Below are 16,818 nucleotides of genomic sequence, written 5' to 3' on the forward strand. Positions count from 1 at the left end.
GGCACACCGATGGATACCTAATGGTATCTATCAGAGGTGCCTTTTGTTGCGTTTGTGTTAATTCTTCAGTGAAACCTTCCATAATGAAGGTCATATCGATATAATTAGATATGATAATTCGGAAATATGGAGGGAAATACATGAGGATACTGATAATAGGCGCTGTAGCAGGCGGAACATCTGCTGCTGCAAAGGCAAGAAGGAACAGCGAGGATGCTGAAATCATAATATTCGAGAAGGATGTGGACATATCCTATTCAGGCTGCGGACTGCCTTACTACATAGGCGGAGAAGTGGAGAAGAGGAGCGAGCTTGTTCCAAGGGATGCTGCCTTCTTCAGGGAGAAGTACAATGTCGATGTAAGGACCTCCCATGAGGTGCTGGATATCGACCCAAATGGCAAGGTTCTAAAGGTCAGGGACCTTAATGACGGCAGGGAATATGAGGAAGCCTATGACAAGCTGATCATCTCAACCGGAGCAAGGCCGTTTGTCCCACAAATGGATGGGGTTTCCCTGGACGGAGTGTTCACCTTAAGGAACGTCCAAAGTGCAGACAGGATAAGGGATTTCCTCAGGTCGAAATCTCCGAAAAGGGCTGTAATCGTCGGGACCGGCTTCATAGGGCTGGAGCTCTGCGAGGTGCTGGTAAAGAACGGACTTGAAGTCCATATGGTGGAGAAGCTTCCTCAGGTTACTCCGGGACTCGACAGCGACATGTCAAACTATCTTAGGGACTACCTTGAAAAAAAGGGTGTCATTCTTCACCTGGGGACCTCGGCAACATCCATAGAGGGTGAAGGAACCGTATCAGGTGTAACTCTTGAATCCGGCGAAACCATAAGTGCAGATATGGTGATTCTTGCAATCGGAGTAAGGCCTGAGACGACACTTGCAAAGAATTGCGGAATTGAAACCGGACAGTCGGGGGCAATACGCACAGACAAATCCATGAGGACAAGCATACCGGACATTTATGCGTGCGGCGACTGCGCAGAGAGCTTCAGCCTGATCACAGGGAAGCCTGTATACAGACCTCTGGGCTCCACAGCCAACAAGACCGGAAGGATAGCTGGTAACGCCATCTTCAATGACAGCCTTGAATTCAGGGGAGTGCTCGGAACCGGAATATTCAGGGTGTTTGACATGACTGTTGGGCAGACAGGCCTTACCGAGAGAGAGGCTATTGCCGAAGGCTATGATATCGAAGTGTCCCATAACATCAAGCCTGACAGGCCCACGTATTATGGCGGAAAGGAAATGGTCATAAAATCGGTTGCGGACAGGAAAACAGGAAGGCTCCTGGGCGTCCAGATCGTCGGCTACGGCGGAGTTGACAAGAGGATTGACGTGTTCGTGACTGCAATATCCTTTGGCGCAAGAGCTGAAGACCTGTTCCACCTTGACCTTGCCTATGCTCCTCCATTCTCGACAACCAAGGACCCTGTAATGTACACAGGAATGATACTGGACAACGCCATGCGAGGAGGCCGAAGCATTGCAGACCCAAGGCTAATCGGAAACGGAACCTACGACGGCGAAGAGGTACAGATAATCGATGCGAGGGCTGCCGGACAGTATATGGAAGGCCATGTGGAAGGAGCCGTAAGCATGCCGCACGAGACTGTAAGGGAGAAGCTTTCCGGATTAGACAGGGACAAGCCTGTTATAGCCTACTGCAACAAGGGCACTACCGGAAATGCCGTCCAGAACATCCTGCTGAATAATGGATTCACCATGGTATACAACATCTCAGGCGGAAACACCAACTACAGGACGCAGAAGAAGAAGAGAGACTGATATTAGAGAGACTGAAATTATGGAAAATGCCGCGGATAAACTTTCCGCGGCATTTTCTACATCTTGAAGAGAGTCCATTGGTCCGTGTCCTTCTCATATTTGAGCTCGAATAGAACCTCTGTCTCGTTCACGATTCCCTGGCAGAGAAACACCTGCATCACATTCCCTGCAAGCTTCTCCTTTTTTCTTGCCTGTACGCTCCTTACGGCTATTGTGGCATATTTGCCGTCTTCCCCAAGGAGCCTGAACCTTATGGGGTGTATCGTTCCCTTGAAGTCGAACCAGGCAACCATCTCTATTGGTTTTGCAAGCACTTTCATAACTCCCATGAAAATGCGCTTCCCCCTAATGCGCAGCACATTTCCCTTCCTCCTCTTTTTTGTATTGGTCTACAGGAGACTGCTCATGAACACGTAGTCCTTTTCCTCCACGCCGCCTGAGAAGGGGCCTACGGGAGAATTTAGGAACGTGGCCCTTATCACCGAATTGTCCCCGAAGTTTTTCCGAAGGGTATCTATGACCCGGTCTATCTTTTCGCTCTTTTCCTCGCTTTTGCTTTTCAGGAGGCACAGCTGCTCCACATCAGTGTCCTTGAGCTGAGACAGGGCTATGCCGAGATGCCTTACGGGAGAGCCGTCCCAGAGGGAGTCAAACAAACTGCAGGCCGTTTCCATTACCATTGTGGTGGAATCCGTTGCCCTGTATAGCGTGGTCTGCCTTGAAGCAGTTACCAGGTCCGTTCCCCTTATGTGTATCGCGATGCACTTAGCAAGCTTCTCAGCATCCCTGAGCCTTGGCATGAGAGTCTCGCAGAGTGAAAGCATGACGTTGTGGCAGGATATCCTGTCAGTGAAGTCAAAGGGCAGAGTGGTTGAATTTCCCATTCCCTTCATGGGTATGGTCCCGGCCTTGACCGTTGAGATATCCAGTCCCCTTGAATACGCCGATATCATGAGTCCATACTTCTTGAACTTCTCGTGAAGAAATTTGGGATCCGCTGCGGCAAGCTCCCCGATTGTCCTTATGTTCATATCCTTCAGCTTCTTTGTCGTTGCAGGTCCTACCATGAACATGTCTTCCACGGGAAGCGGCCACATCTTCTCTTCTATCTCGTCAGGAAACAGGGTGTGGACCCTGTCAGGCTTCTTCAGGTCGGAGCCCATCTTCGCCAGAAGCTTCCTGTCGGAAACACCCACATTTACAGTGAAGCCAAGCTCATCCTTTACCTGGTCCTTTAGCCTTGTTGCAGTTGAGACGGCTTCCTCCCTTGATATCAGCCCCATGTCCATGAAGCATTCATCAACTGAATACCTTTCGACAAGAGGGGAGTATTCCTTCAGCACCTCGACCATGGCATTGCTTGCCTTCAGGTACTGGGAGTACTTCGGCGGAACCACAGTAAGGTTCGGACATTTGAAGAATGCGGAAAAAAGCGTCTCACCTGTCTTTATCCCATACTTCTTGCTTGGTATTGATTTTGCAAGGACTATGCCATGCCTTGTCTCAGGATTGCCTCCGACTATGGCAGGTATTTCCCTCAGGTCAACCTCCGCTCCGTGCTGCAGGTCCCATACCGCGCTCCAGGAAAGGTATGCCGAATTGACGTCAACGTGAAAAATAGTTCTCTCCATAAAGATCCCTCCGGTCAATTTCAGTATAACAGAACACGTGTTCGATGTAAAGAAGCGTGAGAAAGCCTCTGGGCTAAATTGCACAGAGGCTTTCTAATCGGTTATACCGGTGGTTAAGATTCATTATTCGCAGTCCGGTCCGTTTCCGTATACTTCACCAAGGAAGCAGCATACGACCTTCTCATATTCCCTGCTGTCTGCAGCGAAGGATTTTGAATGCCCTGCACCCTTGACGGTATAGAGGAACTTCTTGTTGAGCTTAAAGCTGAACATGCTCTTTGACATCTTCATTGGGATGTAAGTGTCATCCTCGCCGTGGATGAAAAGGATCGGATTCGCTATTCCAGGCAGCTCCCTGATGGGCGATACATCATCTATCGAGAAGCCTGCCTTGCTTCTTATGAACAGGTTGGTGGCTGCAAGGAGCTTTTTTGACTTGATATTCGTCTCTTCCCTGAACCTTATAAGAAGCAGGTCAGCCAAATCTGAAAATCCGCAGTCGCTTATTGTGAAGGCTATCCTTTGGTCCACTGCCATGTTGAGTATGGCTACACAGGAGCCCATGGATTCTCCATGCAGGCCTACCGATATGTCATCGCCGAATCTTCTGAAGAGATAGTCGGTGATGACCTTCAGGTCCCATTTCTCAAAATGACCGAAAGTGGTGTTCTCTCCGCCAGATTTGCCATGATTCCTCTGGTCATAGACCACTACATTGTAGCCCATCTTGTGGAACATGGGCAGGTACTTGAAGCTTCCTACGATGTTCATGGTTATTCCGTGCACGATTATGACGAACCGCTTGGAATCTGCCGGGTAGAGTCTTCCGTAAATGTTGTACCCGTAAGGTGATGTGAAGTTGAGGTCTTCAAATTCAAGACCCTCAATATAGGCTTCGTCAAGACAATTGTCTTCAAGCAGCAATTCCCTTGCCTTTTCATAGGACTTTATAGAAGGATATATTACACGGCCAGCATACCTGTTAAGATACCTGATGGCCAGTGCCAGGGCTATGGCAAAAAGACCTGCCGCCACCCAGAATGCATCGAATTTCAAACGTACCACCTCCCATACTTTATTATATCCTCACTAACCCTGATTTTGACAAGGAGGACAAAAATAAAGATAATAAAGCTCATTTGCAAATAGTTCATTAACAATTGGTGTATTTGCTGAAATAGATATAAATGATATGTATAATTTAGACAAAGGCAATATGCGAATCTTTTGAAATCGGAGGCTAATTATGGATAAAAAGACGTTCAAAAAGGTGGAAAAGTTCATAGAAAAAGGTGAAGACTTTGCAAGGGATCTGGTGCCGAAAGCGAAGGACACCTTCAGTGACCTGAAGGAATCGGCGATATCGGTATATGAGAAGGGACTTGAGGGTGCCCAGATGCTTATTGAGAAGGGTGAGAAGTTCAGGGAGGAAAGCCAGGCAGCTGCGTCAAAGAAGGCCGATGAGGTGGTTGAGCTGGTATCTGCCAAGGCGGACGAGGCAAAATCGGTGGCGCTAAGGGGTGTTCCTGAAAAGAAGAAGAATACAGGTAAGATTGCAGCAGGAGTGGCAGTCGGTGCTCTGGCAGCAGCGGCTTATGCTTACTACAAGACCCAGCAGCTTAAGAATGAAAGGCTCAAGGAAGATTATTCCGTGAAGATGAAGAGATGGTCGGAGCTTGAGAAGGACCTTCTGGAGGCTGAAGCAGGAGATGTCATGCAGCCAGTGAAGGTTGTACCTAAAAAAGTCTACGCCGAAGGCTCAAATGCCAGGCTTACTGACAACATAGTCGTAAGGATATCCAAATCCGTTGGTGAAACTTTCGATCCAACTCAGGAGGGAGAGGTCCTTACAGGAGTCGGTATAGCAGGTGCAATCAAGGATAAGGCGGCTTCAGGCTATGAAAGCATCAAGAAAAAAGTCGAAGAGGCAAAGGTCCAGATAAAGCTTGGGAAAATGGAAGCAGGCGACAAGCTTGAAGAGATAACAGACAAGGTACAGGACATAGATATCGTTGAAACCGTCAAGGAGACTGTAGATGAGGCGAAGCTTCAGGCACATCTGGGAACGCTTGACACAAAGGAAAAATTCGAGGAGCTTAAGGATAAGGCTGTAGATTTAAAAAATAAGGCCGCGAATACAGTGGATGATTTAACTGACAGGTTCACTGAAGCAAAGCCTGAAGGCTTTACCCCAAACATCGAAGAAGGCCTTAAGGAAAACCATTTCGACCTGAAGGATATCGGCAGGAAGCTGGACAACCTGAAGGACAAGGCAATAGACAAGTTTGAGGATATCAAGGAAGACGCCGGAGAGATCGTCGAGAAGGTAAAGGATAAGGCTGAGGACCTCCAGGAGGACGCTGGAGAGCTTTTTGAGAAAGCAAAAGACAAGGCGGAGAATCTTAAGGAAGATGCCGGTGAAATGCTTGAGAAGGCCAAGGATAAGATAGAAGACATCAAAGAAGGCACGGATGAAAAGGCTGAAGATTATCAGGAGGACGCAGGAGTTCTTCTTGAAAATGCAAATGACAAGATAGAGGACATCAAGGAAGACACAAGTGAAAAGATTGCTGAGGTAAGGGAAGAGGCTGAAGAGTTCAAGGAGAACAGGATGTCTTCTGAGTTCGAGGATGATCTCAAGGATCCTCAGATACCTGATATCGGTGATGTAGCTGCCGAGGAGCCATATGAGCCTCTTGGCGGAGAAGAGTATGATGAAGTATCCTTCAAATCGGAAGACACTATGACAAAGGTCAAGAATGTCACCGAAAAGGTTGCGGGAACAATATCAGAGGTTGCCGGAACTGTAAAGGGAAAGCTGATTCCTGAAGAACCCTACTATGAGAAGGAGCTTATGGAATACGAAGTCACCATTCATAACGGAGGTGAAGAGGATTACTACTTCAATCCGCTGCTGATCCAGAAGTACGATGTAAAAAAGAGGCAGGTGGAGATAAGGCCGATTCACAAGGAAGGTACTACCCTTGAATCAATTGTCATAAGGCCAGGAGAGACCTATACTGCAAAGCTTGCGGTGGAGAAGTCCATAGGCAAGAAGGAAGGGCTCGTTGTATTCGAAGACATAATGATGAACAATTCGGTGCTTTTCCTGCTTGAAGATGAAAAATCCGATGTGGAGGAGTTTGAAGAAGAACTCTTCGGTGCACCGGAGGATGAGGATATCCAGTAATGTTAAAGGCTCCCGGGATTTACCGGGAGCCTGCTTTTATCTTCCTTTTCTTGATTTCCTAACTGCGGTTACGACTGCAAGAGTCACCATACTGCAAAGTATCGCCTCAGGTATTCCGCTAGTTACAACTACACCGACTATTCCAGCCTTTGCAGCTTCAAGGCTGATTCCAAGTGTTTCAGCATATTTCGCTACATAGAACAGGTATATCAGACCCATGACTCCGATTGTGTTTGTAAGTGAGCCGGCAAGGGCTGATATAACAACCGAGGTCTTGCTCTTACCAAGGAGTCTGTACACATAAGCTGAAACTACACCGATAAGGATCCTTACACCGATCGAGATGATGGGATTCCAGAATATGAAGCTTAGCGGGGTAGGAGTTGCGAACGCCTTGGCGAAGCTTGTGACTCCAAATATCAGTCCGATGAGTGCACCTACCACAGGTCCCTCAAGTATTGCTCCGATTACCACCGGGATATGCATTATTGTAGCATTGATCGGCGGTATCGGTATGAACCCTAAAGGTGTCATGGAGAGCAGTATCGAGATACCCGATAGCAGTCCCACTATGGCGAGTTGCCTCGTGTTGATGAATGAAGTAGGGGTCTTTTTTGTAGTTTGCATTGATTTCCTCCGTTCTTATTCCTTGTGGATATAATTCGGTCCAGTTGGATATAATTTTTAGTTCAGTTTCATCACAGAATACTGACAAGTTAACTATAACAAAAAACTGTCAAATGTAAATAGTATATGGATTAAAATACGCTTAAATTGCAAACGTTTCTTGAACACTTGTGAAAATGGACAGATGAAAAGTACATGTGTGATAAAATTGAGTGATAAAGCTCGTTAAATTATTGCGGAGGTGCTCATATGAGATTGGTTGTTATAGGAGCTGTTGCTGCCGGACTGTCCGGTGCATACAGTGCCATGAAGAATATTGAAAACCTTGAGGTAATAGTCCTTGAGAAAGGAACTGATGTTTCCTACGGGGCCTGCGGAATGCCTTACCTGATAGGCGGAGCCATAGACGAAGAAGCGAAGCTTATAGCAAAGGATGCTGAGGAAATCCTTGCTGACGGCATCGACCTGAGGCTCAGGCATGAGGCTGTGGGAGTAGATTTTTCATTGAGGGAGGTATACACCAGGTCACTGGATACGGGAGAAGATGCAGTGGTTCCATATGACTTTCTTCTTATCGGTACAGGAGCCAATGCAGTGAGGATACCGGGGACTGAAGGCATAGAAGGCGTCTTTACGCTGAACACTCTGGAAGATTCCAGAAGGATCAAGTCCTTCATCAATGAAAAGAAGGTGAAGAAGGCAGTCATTGTCGGAGGCGGGTACAAGGGCGTTGAGATGCTTGAGGCACTCCATGACCTTGGGATAAAGGCTGAAATCATTGAAATGGAGGAATCCATACTAAACACCTTCGATCCGGATGTTTCCGCCATAACCGAAAAATATCTGAGGGATGAGGGCTTCGGCATACATCTAGGTGAAAAGCTGGACCATCTTGAAACTGACTCCTATGATAATACCGGAGAGAGAGTATCGAAGGTTGTTACCGACAAGAGTGAATATGAGGCGGAGCTTGTCATTCTGGCATTAGGCGTTAGACCTGCGACAGGATTCCTTGAAGGTACAAATCTCACTATGACAAAGGGCGCAATCGTTACAGACCTGGAAGGAAGGACCAATGTCCCGGGTGTCTATGCTGCCGGTGACTGTGCCATGATATTTGACTTTGTGGCAGGAGTAGACAGGTATCTTCCACTTGGGACCAACTCAAACAAGATGGGAAAGCTAAGCGGTCTGTCAATGGCCGGGAAGAAGGTCAGCTTCAAGGGAGTCCAGTCATCAGGCTATGTTAAGATACTTGGGATGGAGCAGTCACAGACAGGGATGACCGATACCGCTGCAAAAAAGATGGGACTTGATTTCGGAAGCGTCCTAGTAAGGACAAGGGACAAGTCAAGCTATTACCCTGACAGCCGTAACCTTTACGTCAAGCTTACATACCTCAACAAGGATGGAAGGCTCATAGGCGCCCAGATGGCAGGGGAGACGGGAACAGCCATACGCATACAGGGGCTGGTTCCTGCCATATACGCAAACCTGACAGTGTACGACCTGGAGTACATGGACTTTGGATATGCTCCTCCGTTCAACAGTGTCTGGGATTCGATAAACGTTGCAGCCTCAAAGGCTGCAAGGAACTTGCCTGAACAGGGAAGAAATTGTTAGTATGAAAATACTGTGCAGGATCTGATTTATTTGGTCAGGTCTTGCATTTTTTCAATTAGAGTGCTAATATAATTATAGAGCCCCCACCCAGGGGGGGAGGGAGGAAATACAATGAACGAGGACAGGCAGAAAGCGCTTCAGATTTTAATGACGGCCAAAGGCCAGATTGAAAAGACAATCAGGATGATTGAAGAGGACCGATACTGCATTGATATATCGAATCAGATCATGGCAGGGAACGGACTGCTAAAGAAAGCAAACATGCACATACTAAGGCAGCATCTTCACCATTGTGTCGCAGATTCTCTGGCAGGCGACAACGAAGAAGACAAAGAGCAGAAGACTGAAGAGGTCATAAAGGTGCTTGAAAAGCTCATAGGAAAGTAGAGCACAGGAGGTTTATATGAACAAGATAATACCTGTAAAAGGAATGGAATGCGCGGCTTGCGCGCTCTCCATAGAGAGAACCCTTTCAAAGAAAGAAGGGGTAAAGAAGGCAACAGTCAATTATGCTACGGAAAAGCTGTACCTTGACATAGACGAGGAGGTCATATCCCTCAAGGATGTTGAAGCTGCTGTAGAGAAGGCAGGGTACGGTCTTGTTATCAAGGACGATACCATCAAGAGAGTACTGGATGTCAAGGGGATGGATTGTACAGCCTGCGCCACGGCAATAGAAAGGACACTTTCCAAGAATGAAGGCGTAACCAGGGCTAACGTGAACTACGCAAATGAGAAGCTCTATCTTGAATATACGCCGACAAAGACAACCATGACGGACATCAGGGCCGCAGTAAAGAAGGCAGGCTATGAGCTTATTGAGGAAAAGGCCGAAGAGGTAATATATGTGAACCCATACCAGAAGAGGCTCATATATTCATCTATTTTCACGCTTCCTCTCCTTATAATAACCATGGGTCACATGCTTGGCATGCCGCTGCCGCTTATAATAGATTCGCACATGAATCCATCAAACTATGCGCTGCTGCAGCTTTTACTCACTGCTCCTGTCGTGTGGTTTGGCAGGAAATTCTTCATAACGGGCTTCAAGAACATATTCAGGCTTCAGCCGAACATGGATTCCCTGATAGCCTTAGGAACCTCAGCAGCGTTTGTCTACAGCTTGGCAGGGACCATACTGATAGTTTCCAGCGGAAGTCCCAAATATGCGCACATGCTCTATTACGAGAGCGCGGCTGTCATACTTACCCTGATCACACTTGGTAAGTTCCTTGAGGCAATAAGCAAAGGAAAGACATCCGATGCTATAAAGAAGCTGATGGGACTTGCTCCAAAAACTGCGATAATCGAACGAAATGGCATTGAGACGGAAATTCTCCTTGAAGAGGTTCAGGCAGGGGACATCGTGGTTGTGAAACCCGGTGCCAAGCTTCCTGTAGACGGAGAAGTGATTTTTGGAGAAAGTTCAATAGATGAGGCGATGCTCACCGGTGAAAGCATTCCGGTTGAAAAGGCTGCAGGAAGCAAGGTTTACGGTGCATCGATCAACAAGACAGGCTTCCTGAAGTACAGGGCAGAAAAGGTGCTTGGTGAAACTGCCCTTGACCAGATAATAAAGCTGGTTGAGGATGCTCAGGCTACCAAGGCTCCAATCGCCAAGCTCGCTGACCAGATCTCAGGGATATTCGTCCCTGTGGTAATCGCTCTTGCGCTTGCCTCATCGCTGCTCTGGTATTTCGTCGGAGGCGAATCGGTCAGCTTCTCGCTTACTATACTGATATCTGTGCTTGTAATTGCTTGTCCCTGTGCACTCGGACTTGCAACGCCGACAGCTATAATGGTAGGTACAGGCAAAGGTGCTGAAAACGGGATACTCATTAAGTCAGGCGAAGCTCTCGAAGGGGCGCACGGAATAAAGACCGTAATCCTTGACAAGACAGGTACAATAACTAAGGGTAAGCCAGAGCTTACTGATGTTGTCAGCTATGGAATCTCTGAAGAAGAGATCCTGACTTATGCAGCTACTGCTGAAAAGTCCTCTGAGCATCCGCTTGGAGAGGCGATAATAAAGGGGGCCGAGACAAGGAATGTAAGGGTTCTTGAATCTGAATCCTTCGGCTCGATTACCGGACGCGGAATATTCGCAAGGATCGAAGGCAGGGATATACTTCTCGGTAACCTGAGGCTTATGGATGAAAAGGGTATTAAGGTTGAGCCTGAAGTGCAGGAAAAGATGACAGACCTATCTGAGCAGGGAAAGACTCCGATGCTCGTGGCAGTTGACGGAAGAGTAGAAGGAATTGTAGCGGTAGCTGATACCATAAAGGAAAATTCAAAGAAAGCAGTAGACAAGTTCCATGAGATGGGAATAAGGGTCCTGATGGTCACAGGAGACAATGAGAGGACTGCCAGGGCTATTGGAAGGATAGTCGGTGTGGATGAGGTGCTCGCCGAAGTCCTGCCGGAAGATAAAGCCGGCAAGGTCAAGGAGATACAGGCGAGGGGCGGCAAGGTGGCCATGGTAGGAGACGGAATAAACGATGCTCCTGCCCTTGCCCAGGCAGACATTGGAATAGCCATCGGAAATGGAACTGACGTGGCGATAGAATCGGCCGATATAGTGCTGATGAGGTCTGACATACTTGATGTACCAATAGCCATTGACCTTTCAAGGAGGACTATAAGGAACATCAAGGAGAACCTGTTCTGGGCCTTCGGCTACAATATACTGGGAATACCGGTTGCAATGGGACTGCTTCACATATTCGGAGGACCTCTTTTAAGTCCGATGATAGCTGCAGGAGCGATGAGCTTCAGTTCAGTGTCAGTGCTTCTGAATGCACTGAGATTAAGAAGGTACCAGCCATTCAAGTAATGGATGATATAAATCGGCTGAGAAGCCAATATGATTTTTGGAGGAATGAAAATGACAAAATTTAAGCTTTCCATAGAAGGCATGAGCTGCGGACACTGCGTAAAGAGGGTCACTAACGCGCTCAAGGATGTTGCTGGCGTAGAATCGGCAAATGTTGACCTGGCATCAAAGTCAGCGGTTGTTGAAGGTGTGGCTGATGAGGCAGCACTTAAGGCAGCAGTAGAGGATGCAGGCTACGATGTTGTAGGGATTACAGCTGAATAAATGACAAGGGCCCTTAAAAAGGCCCTTTTTCTATGCCTTCAAATGGCCAATGCATGGTAGAATAAGGTTAGCGAATAGTTTTAGAGGTAATATGATGAGAATTGCACTTATTTCAGATATTCATGGCAACAAGTTTGCCCTGGACAAGGTTCTGGAGGAAATAGACAATGACCACCTTATTGAGAGGATATACTGCCTTGGCGATATGGTAGGTCTTGGACTCTTCAGCAATGAGGTCCTTGAGACCATTTTTTCGAGGAATGACATATACCCGATCCTTGGCAACCACGATGAGCTTGTCATGGCTATGGCGAAGGGGGAGGACCATACTCCCGATCACCACATGGTAATCGACCACCACAGGTATCTTGCAGAACGTCTGGACAGCAGGTTCCTCGACAAGCTGGAATCTCTACCTCGGTTCATACGGGTGAACCTGGAGGGATGGGATCTTCTTTTCCTTCATTACCACCTTGAAAAGGGTATGGAAAATGATCATATCTCAAAAAGGCCTTACAGTCCGCTTGCTCTGGATACAGCATCCACAACTGAGCTCTTTTCAGACTGTGTCGGTGACCTGATTGCATACGGGCACAGACATTACCCTCCATCGATAGATTGTACCTCCGGGAGGCTGCTTGTCGATCCGGGGTCTCTTGGAATAAGCACCAGGAATTTTGCAACCTACGCCATCGTCGACATAACAGCTGATTCAATGGAAGCTGAGATACGGGAAGTGGAATACAGCAGGAAAGAATTCGCTGAATCATATCCCAAAGCAGGGATACCCGGATACGAATTCATTCTGACATCATTTCTTGGCATGGATGATTATTGACAAAAAAGGAGGGGGCGCGGAGACATTCCAATAAATGTCTTCCGCGCCCTGATCATGAAAAAAATTGTTGGTAAACAGCTATTTCTTTGGCTGCTGGAACTTGTACCCGAATCCCCATACGGTCTTGATAAGGTCCCGATGGCTGCCGAGCTTGTTCCTGAGCGACTTGACATGGGTGTCAATTGTGCGGGAATCTCCCAGCAGTGAATAACCCCAGACCTTTCTTATGAGCTCGTCCCTTCTTACAGTATCTCCGCCTCTTCTTTCAAGATAAACAAGAAGATTGAATTCGAGCTGAGTAAGCGGGAGTGGTTCTCCCGCGATAGATGCCTGTGAAGACTTTTCGTCAATGACTAGGTCACCGTATACGCATGTCTTTCTGTCCTTTTCAATCAGGTCCGCCATTATCTTTACAAGTTCATCACATGAAGGTGGCAGGAAAACATAGGATATCCTGTCCGAATCCTTATTTTCGGCCAAAATGTCAGAGCCCTCCGGAAACGCTACAAGCGCCTTGGTCCTGAAGGTCTTTTTAATCAATGATGTCACAAGTTCCCTGTTTTCATAGAAGCTCTCCGCATCGATAAGCAAAAGGTCCGGACTCTTAAGAAGCTCATCCTCGAGCTCCCGCATATCAAAAGCTGTCTTGCAGCTGAAAAATTCAATTATCGCATCGAAATCCCAAGTCAGCGCCAGAGATCCGAAGATGATTACTTTGTGCATTTCTTCACCTCGCAGAGAAGTGTACCATATAGATTTGAAGATGGTTTAAAGATTGCAGGCCTCAAAGTATTGTTAACACAATTTTAACTAGTTGGATTTTTCCTGTCTATCCCTGCCATCAGGTCGAGTCAAAAGCTCAGAGATCACAGCTTTTACTGACCTTCAGGAGATTTGCCTGTCTCATTAACGGCAATACGTCTGCTGTTTTAGAGGCAGTAAGGCAGGGGACGGCTTAGGTTGTAAAACCAAAATTTCAGTTTTTGCGATTCCTGTGGTATAATAGTCATGAAATCGATATGTTTTGGAGGAGTCTTATGAAATGTGGCAAGCTATTCCTCTTGTCGGCAGTTTCCTTTGCCATGGGAGCTTTGGTCTACAAGGCTGTCAGGGACAACAAGGAGGAACTGGATAAGTTCGTTGACGACTATGGAGATTTCGTCGATGACGATGTACTTGAGGCTGAATTGATTGAAGAAGAATAGAAAAACTGCCTGGATTTGATTATCCAGGCAGTTTTTCTTTACTCGTAAATGCTTATTGTTCCGTCATCACCGATAAAATACTGGATGCCGTTGTCGTTGAAGATGTCAAAGGTCATTGTCTCGATGTTGACGAGAACGTTTGTTATCTCAGCATACAGGAATTTAAGGGCTGCCTCATCATCAGCAGTAAGCTGATTCCCCTTTGAGTCAGCTATTACCATTATGCACTCAAGCAGGCTTTCCTTCATGACCTCGAATAGTGCGTACAGGGATTCAAGCTTCGGATTCGTGGATGTCGGTACTATAGGAAGGTCAGATACTTCCCTCTGCAGGATGTTCAGACGGCTTTCAACATCTGATCCGGCAACCTTACCATCAACAATGTCTTCAAATTCCTCAAGCTTATCCCGGAACGGATCAAGCATGTCCATCCTGAAGCTTCTGTAGGCGCTTGGAATCCTTACCACATTCCTTCCTGGCGGGTGCTTTGAGATGACCGGGTCCTCTCTATCGAACCAGTCTCCAAAGAATCTGCCGAGACCAAGCGGGGAGGAGAGTATTAGAATCAGCGTGAGTATGCAGGATATTATTATAAGTACCCCGCGCTTGTTCATCGGATCACCTCCCATGTCAGCTGTTTTTCTTCATGTATTCTTCAATTTCTGCATTATAAAGCTTCATCAGCCTGCCGATTATCGAGCATTTGGCGGAAGGTATCTCGGTCTTGTCTATCCTTGAAATTGGAAGCACCTTAGGTGATGTTCCGCTCATGAATGCACCCTGAAGTTCGTTTATCAGTTCGAGCCTGATATCAGTCTCCCTGAAAGGAATTCCTGCTGCCTTGGCAATGTCTATGATCTTCTTCCTTGTTATGCCGCCAAGCACATCCTTGAGCGGAGGCGTCATCAGTGTATCAGAAGCCACGAAGAACACATTCGACCTGCTTCCTTCAGTTATACACCCTTCACGGTTTACAAGGAGGGCCTCATAGACTCTCTTGTCCTTTATGAATTCGGCTACGATTTCCTTGTAGCTTGTGTTCACTATCTTTGCATTGGGATTGGTGCGTTCCAGCTTCAGAACAGCTGTTGCAATCCCATTCTCATACATCGCTTCATCAGGATAGGAGTGGGGGATCATATATAACAGAATCCCATCAGGAAGTGATTCTCCCACTACGAACTTAACGTTGCCGTTTTTCGTTCCATTGCTCTTTATTAGAAGCGATATCAGGTTCCGGACCTCTTCTGTGGATTTAATTGAAGTCTTTCCAACAAGCGCAAGTGACTCATGCATCCTTTCAAGATGGTCTTCAAGAAACAGAGGCACTCCTTCTAGTATCCTTATTACCTCGTATATGTGCCCTGTTCCGGGTTCATATGAGAAATCAGATGTCTTCAATCTGTTTTTTCCAGAGTAATAGTAATTTCCAGTTGCCTTTTCCATTATTACCTCCAGTTAAGGACCGGATATTTGGGGTCCTTTCTTTTGTAGTTGATGAGATAGGGTCTGCCTACAAGTTTGAGAAGGGGTTCGTCCGACATTGAGTCGGAAAACATGTATGACCCTTCCAGGTCTATCTCTTCTCCGTCAAGGTACTCATAGAGCCTTCTTACCTTTTCTTCACCCTTGTTGTTCAGTCCGACCATCTTTGACGGAAATTTCCCGTTTTCGAACAGGAATTTGGTTCCGATGACCTTGTCTACACCTTCAATCCCATAGAGATGGTCAAGATAGAATTCAGGGGATGCAGAATTCAGGATGACCCTGCATCCCTTGGCCTTTAGCTCCTTAATCTTCTCAAGTCCGTCCCTGTAGAGAAGGTTCAGAAGCACCTTCTCGTAGAATTCCTTTGAAAGCATGCGGATCTCAGCCTCTGAGAAGCTTGTGAGATACTTCAGGAACATCTCCTTTGCCGCTTTTTCGTCATGAATCCGAAGCTTGTAGAAAAGCCCAGATGCTGCTGCCTGGGGGAGTCTTGAAATTTTTCCGGGATGCTTGCCTACTATGAACCTGTAGAATTCAATAAGGGTCTCTTTGCTTGTAATTGTGAAATCAACATCGAATATTGCTAATTTTTCCATTTTACCACCTGTGAAAAAACCCCGGTGCAAGCCGGGGTGTAATAAACTGGTTGTCTTATTCTTCTTCCTTTTCTTCCTCGTCCTCATCTTCATCTTCAGCATCAAGGAGCTCATTGTAAGCATTTGCTACGACTTCGAACTCTTCCTCTGTAAGGAAAACAAGCTCTCCATCCTCACCCATTGACTTGAGAGGGGTCACTGTTTCGTCTGAGTTGAGGACAAGCACATAGAGCTCTCCATCAAATTCAAACTCGTCGACTACCGGATACTCCGAGGTAGTTCCGTCTTCATTCTCGAAAGTTACCATGTGCTCATGCTCGTGGTCATGGTCATGGTCGCAGCCTGGTCCGTGCTCGTGATGATGTCCTGGTTCATCCATGCAGTTGCATCCTGTGGATTCACCTTCGCAGCAGCAGCCTTCTTCATTAGTGGCTTCGCTTCCGCAGCAGGATTCATCAGCTTCGCTTCCGCCGCAGCAGCAGCAGCCTGCTTCGAGTTCTTTGTCTTTATTGATATCTGTCATTTTATTCCTCCATCTTGCCTTTAAGCATAAGTAATATAATCAGTGTAACACAAAAAGATATTTTTTGAAGATGTCAAATGTAAATTTAAGCTCATTTTCAACATGGCTAATTTGATAAATTAAATTCCATGATTTAAAAGAGATATCAGTAGAAGTTACCCTGGCAAAGTGGGAAGTGGAAGTTAATCTGACAGAAGG

Annotated in this window: 17 protein-coding genes; 8 read left to right on the top strand and 9 right to left on the bottom strand. The window is 46.7% G+C overall.

The annotated features are described in order from the left end of the window. The first annotated feature begins 140 nt into the window (after positions 1 to 140). Positions 141 to 1,799 carry an FAD-dependent oxidoreductase gene (locus J2Z34_RS12420; protein ID WP_209460190.1) on the top strand — a complete coding sequence of 553 codons (1,659 nt, stop codon included), beginning with the start codon at positions 141 to 143 and terminating at the stop codon, positions 1,797 to 1,799. A gap of 56 nt (positions 1,800 to 1,855) precedes the next feature. On the opposite strand, the gene J2Z34_RS12425 is transcribed toward J2Z34_RS12420, so the two are convergent. From J2Z34_RS12425 to J2Z34_RS12435, 3 genes are all read right to left on the bottom strand, one after another. Then, positions 1,856 to 2,128, bottom strand: coding sequence for a hypothetical protein (locus tag J2Z34_RS12425; protein WP_209460191.1), 273 nt, complete (start codon positions 2,126 to 2,128; stop codon positions 1,856 to 1,858). 60 nt (positions 2,129 to 2,188) lie between these two features. Next, positions 2,189 to 3,430, bottom strand: a complete 1,242-nt coding sequence (locus tag J2Z34_RS12430) for a DNA polymerase Y family protein (RefSeq protein ID WP_209460192.1) — start codon at positions 3,428 to 3,430, stop codon at positions 2,189 to 2,191. A 123-nt stretch (positions 3,431 to 3,553) separates the two neighbouring features. Beyond that, a complete protein-coding gene (locus J2Z34_RS12435; protein ID WP_209460193.1) occupies positions 3,554 to 4,486 on the bottom strand; it encodes an alpha/beta hydrolase in 933 nt (310 codons plus the stop codon). A 190-nt stretch (positions 4,487 to 4,676) separates the two neighbouring features. Between J2Z34_RS12435 and J2Z34_RS12440 the strand changes: the two genes are divergently transcribed. After that, the gene (locus J2Z34_RS12440) at positions 4,677 to 6,620 is read left to right on the top strand and encodes a hypothetical protein (RefSeq protein WP_209460194.1); all 1,944 of its coding nucleotides are present in this window, start codon (positions 4,677 to 4,679) and stop codon (positions 6,618 to 6,620) included. Between the two features lie 36 nt (positions 6,621 to 6,656). On the opposite strand, the gene J2Z34_RS12445 is transcribed toward J2Z34_RS12440, so the two are convergent. Further along, positions 6,657 to 7,247 carry an ECF transporter S component gene (locus J2Z34_RS12445; protein ID WP_209460195.1) on the bottom strand — a complete coding sequence of 197 codons (591 nt, stop codon included), beginning with the start codon at positions 7,245 to 7,247 and terminating at the stop codon, positions 6,657 to 6,659. 249 nt (positions 7,248 to 7,496) lie between these two features. On the opposite strand from J2Z34_RS12445, the gene J2Z34_RS12450 reads away from it, so the two are divergent. The 5 genes from J2Z34_RS12450 to J2Z34_RS12470 all read left to right on the top strand — a co-directional run bounded on the left by J2Z34_RS12450 (position 7,497) and on the right by J2Z34_RS12470 (position 12,808). Then, entirely contained in the window at positions 7,497 to 8,870 is a 1,374-nt protein-coding gene (locus J2Z34_RS12450) for an FAD-dependent oxidoreductase (RefSeq protein WP_209460196.1), read from the top strand. A 111-nt stretch (positions 8,871 to 8,981) separates the two neighbouring features. Then, complete coding sequence (locus J2Z34_RS12455) at positions 8,982 to 9,257, top strand: metal-sensing transcriptional repressor (RefSeq protein ID WP_023387293.1); 276 nt, start codon at positions 8,982 to 8,984, stop codon at positions 9,255 to 9,257. A 16-nt stretch (positions 9,258 to 9,273) separates the two neighbouring features. After that, a complete protein-coding gene (locus tag J2Z34_RS12460; RefSeq protein WP_209460197.1) occupies positions 9,274 to 11,706 on the top strand; it encodes a heavy metal translocating P-type ATPase in 2,433 nt (810 codons plus the stop codon). Positions 11,707 to 11,757: 51 nt separating this feature from the next. Further along, a complete protein-coding gene (locus J2Z34_RS12465) occupies positions 11,758 to 11,970 on the top strand; it encodes a CopZ family metallochaperone (protein WP_209460198.1) in 213 nt (70 codons plus the stop codon). Between the two features lie 94 nt (positions 11,971 to 12,064). Further along, positions 12,065 to 12,808 (top strand): metallophosphoesterase family protein, encoded by a 744-nt coding sequence (locus J2Z34_RS12470; RefSeq protein WP_209460199.1) that lies wholly within the window; start codon positions 12,065 to 12,067, stop codon positions 12,806 to 12,808. A gap of 78 nt (positions 12,809 to 12,886) precedes the next feature. Here J2Z34_RS12470 and J2Z34_RS12475 read toward each other — a convergent pair whose 3' ends face one another. After that, complete coding sequence (locus J2Z34_RS12475) at positions 12,887 to 13,531, bottom strand: winged helix-turn-helix domain-containing protein (protein WP_209460200.1); 645 nt, start codon at positions 13,529 to 13,531, stop codon at positions 12,887 to 12,889. 314 nt (positions 13,532 to 13,845) lie between these two features. Here J2Z34_RS12475 and J2Z34_RS12480 point away from each other — a divergent pair, with 314 nt between their 5' ends. Next, positions 13,846 to 14,013, top strand: coding sequence for a hypothetical protein (locus J2Z34_RS12480; RefSeq protein WP_023387298.1), 168 nt, complete (start codon positions 13,846 to 13,848; stop codon positions 14,011 to 14,013). Between the two features lie 38 nt (positions 14,014 to 14,051). Here J2Z34_RS12480 and J2Z34_RS12485 read toward each other — a convergent pair whose 3' ends face one another. Genes J2Z34_RS12485 through J2Z34_RS12500 form a run of 4 tightly spaced genes read right to left on the bottom strand, consistent with a single transcriptional unit; the run spans position 14,052 to position 16,620 of the window. Continuing rightward, on the bottom strand, positions 14,052 to 14,627 hold the full coding sequence (locus tag J2Z34_RS12485) for a hypothetical protein (RefSeq protein WP_209460201.1): 576 nt from the start codon (positions 14,625 to 14,627) through the stop codon (positions 14,052 to 14,054). A gap of 16 nt (positions 14,628 to 14,643) precedes the next feature. Then, positions 14,644 to 15,459, bottom strand: a complete 816-nt coding sequence (locus tag J2Z34_RS12490; protein ID WP_209460202.1) for an aminotransferase class IV — start codon at positions 15,457 to 15,459, stop codon at positions 14,644 to 14,646. Positions 15,460 to 15,461: 2 nt separating this feature from the next. Beyond that, positions 15,462 to 16,097: an HAD-IB family hydrolase gene (locus J2Z34_RS12495; protein WP_209460203.1), complete on the bottom strand. Its 636-nt coding sequence runs from the start codon at positions 16,095 to 16,097 to the stop codon at positions 15,462 to 15,464. A 55-nt stretch (positions 16,098 to 16,152) separates the two neighbouring features. Continuing rightward, positions 16,153 to 16,620 carry a DUF1292 domain-containing protein gene (locus J2Z34_RS12500; protein ID WP_209460204.1) on the bottom strand — a complete coding sequence of 156 codons (468 nt, stop codon included), beginning with the start codon at positions 16,618 to 16,620 and terminating at the stop codon, positions 16,153 to 16,155. Positions 16,621 to 16,818: the final 198 nt, after the last annotated feature.

It is taken from the genome of Youngiibacter multivorans (assembly GCF_017873395.1).
GTDB lineage: Bacteria > Bacillota > Clostridia > Clostridiales > Clostridiaceae > Youngiibacter > Youngiibacter multivorans.

Coding starts and splice junctions, on each gene's coding strand:
- J2Z34_RS12420 (WP_209460190.1), top strand. CDS start 141: ATGAGGATACTGATAATAGGCGCTGTAGCAGGCGGAACATCTGCTGCT.
- J2Z34_RS12425 (WP_209460191.1), bottom strand. CDS start 2,128: ATGGGAGTTATGAAAGTGCTTGCAAAACCAATAGAGATGGTTGCCTGG.
- J2Z34_RS12430 (WP_209460192.1), bottom strand. CDS start 3,430: ATGGAGAGAACTATTTTTCACGTTGACGTCAATTCGGCATACCTTTCC.
- J2Z34_RS12440 (WP_209460194.1), top strand. CDS start 4,677: ATGGATAAAAAGACGTTCAAAAAGGTGGAAAAGTTCATAGAAAAAGGT.
- J2Z34_RS12445 (WP_209460195.1), bottom strand. CDS start 7,247: ATGCAAACTACAAAAAAGACCCCTACTTCATTCATCAACACGAGGCAA.
- J2Z34_RS12450 (WP_209460196.1), top strand. CDS start 7,497: ATGAGATTGGTTGTTATAGGAGCTGTTGCTGCCGGACTGTCCGGTGCA.
- J2Z34_RS12455 (WP_023387293.1), top strand. CDS start 8,982: ATGAACGAGGACAGGCAGAAAGCGCTTCAGATTTTAATGACGGCCAAA.
- J2Z34_RS12460 (WP_209460197.1), top strand. CDS start 9,274: ATGAACAAGATAATACCTGTAAAAGGAATGGAATGCGCGGCTTGCGCG.
- J2Z34_RS12465 (WP_209460198.1), top strand. CDS start 11,758: ATGACAAAATTTAAGCTTTCCATAGAAGGCATGAGCTGCGGACACTGC.
- J2Z34_RS12470 (WP_209460199.1), top strand. CDS start 12,065: ATGAGAATTGCACTTATTTCAGATATTCATGGCAACAAGTTTGCCCTG.
- J2Z34_RS12475 (WP_209460200.1), bottom strand. CDS start 13,531: ATGCACAAAGTAATCATCTTCGGATCTCTGGCGCTGACTTGGGATTTC.
- J2Z34_RS12480 (WP_023387298.1), top strand. CDS start 13,846: ATGAAATGTGGCAAGCTATTCCTCTTGTCGGCAGTTTCCTTTGCCATG.
- J2Z34_RS12485 (WP_209460201.1), bottom strand. CDS start 14,627: ATGAACAAGCGCGGGGTACTTATAATAATATCCTGCATACTCACGCTG.
- J2Z34_RS12490 (WP_209460202.1), bottom strand. CDS start 15,459: ATGGAAAAGGCAACTGGAAATTACTATTACTCTGGAAAAAACAGATTG.
- J2Z34_RS12495 (WP_209460203.1), bottom strand. CDS start 16,097: ATGGAAAAATTAGCAATATTCGATGTTGATTTCACAATTACAAGCAAA.
- J2Z34_RS12500 (WP_209460204.1), bottom strand. CDS start 16,620: ATGACAGATATCAATAAAGACAAAGAACTCGAAGCAGGCTGCTGCTGC.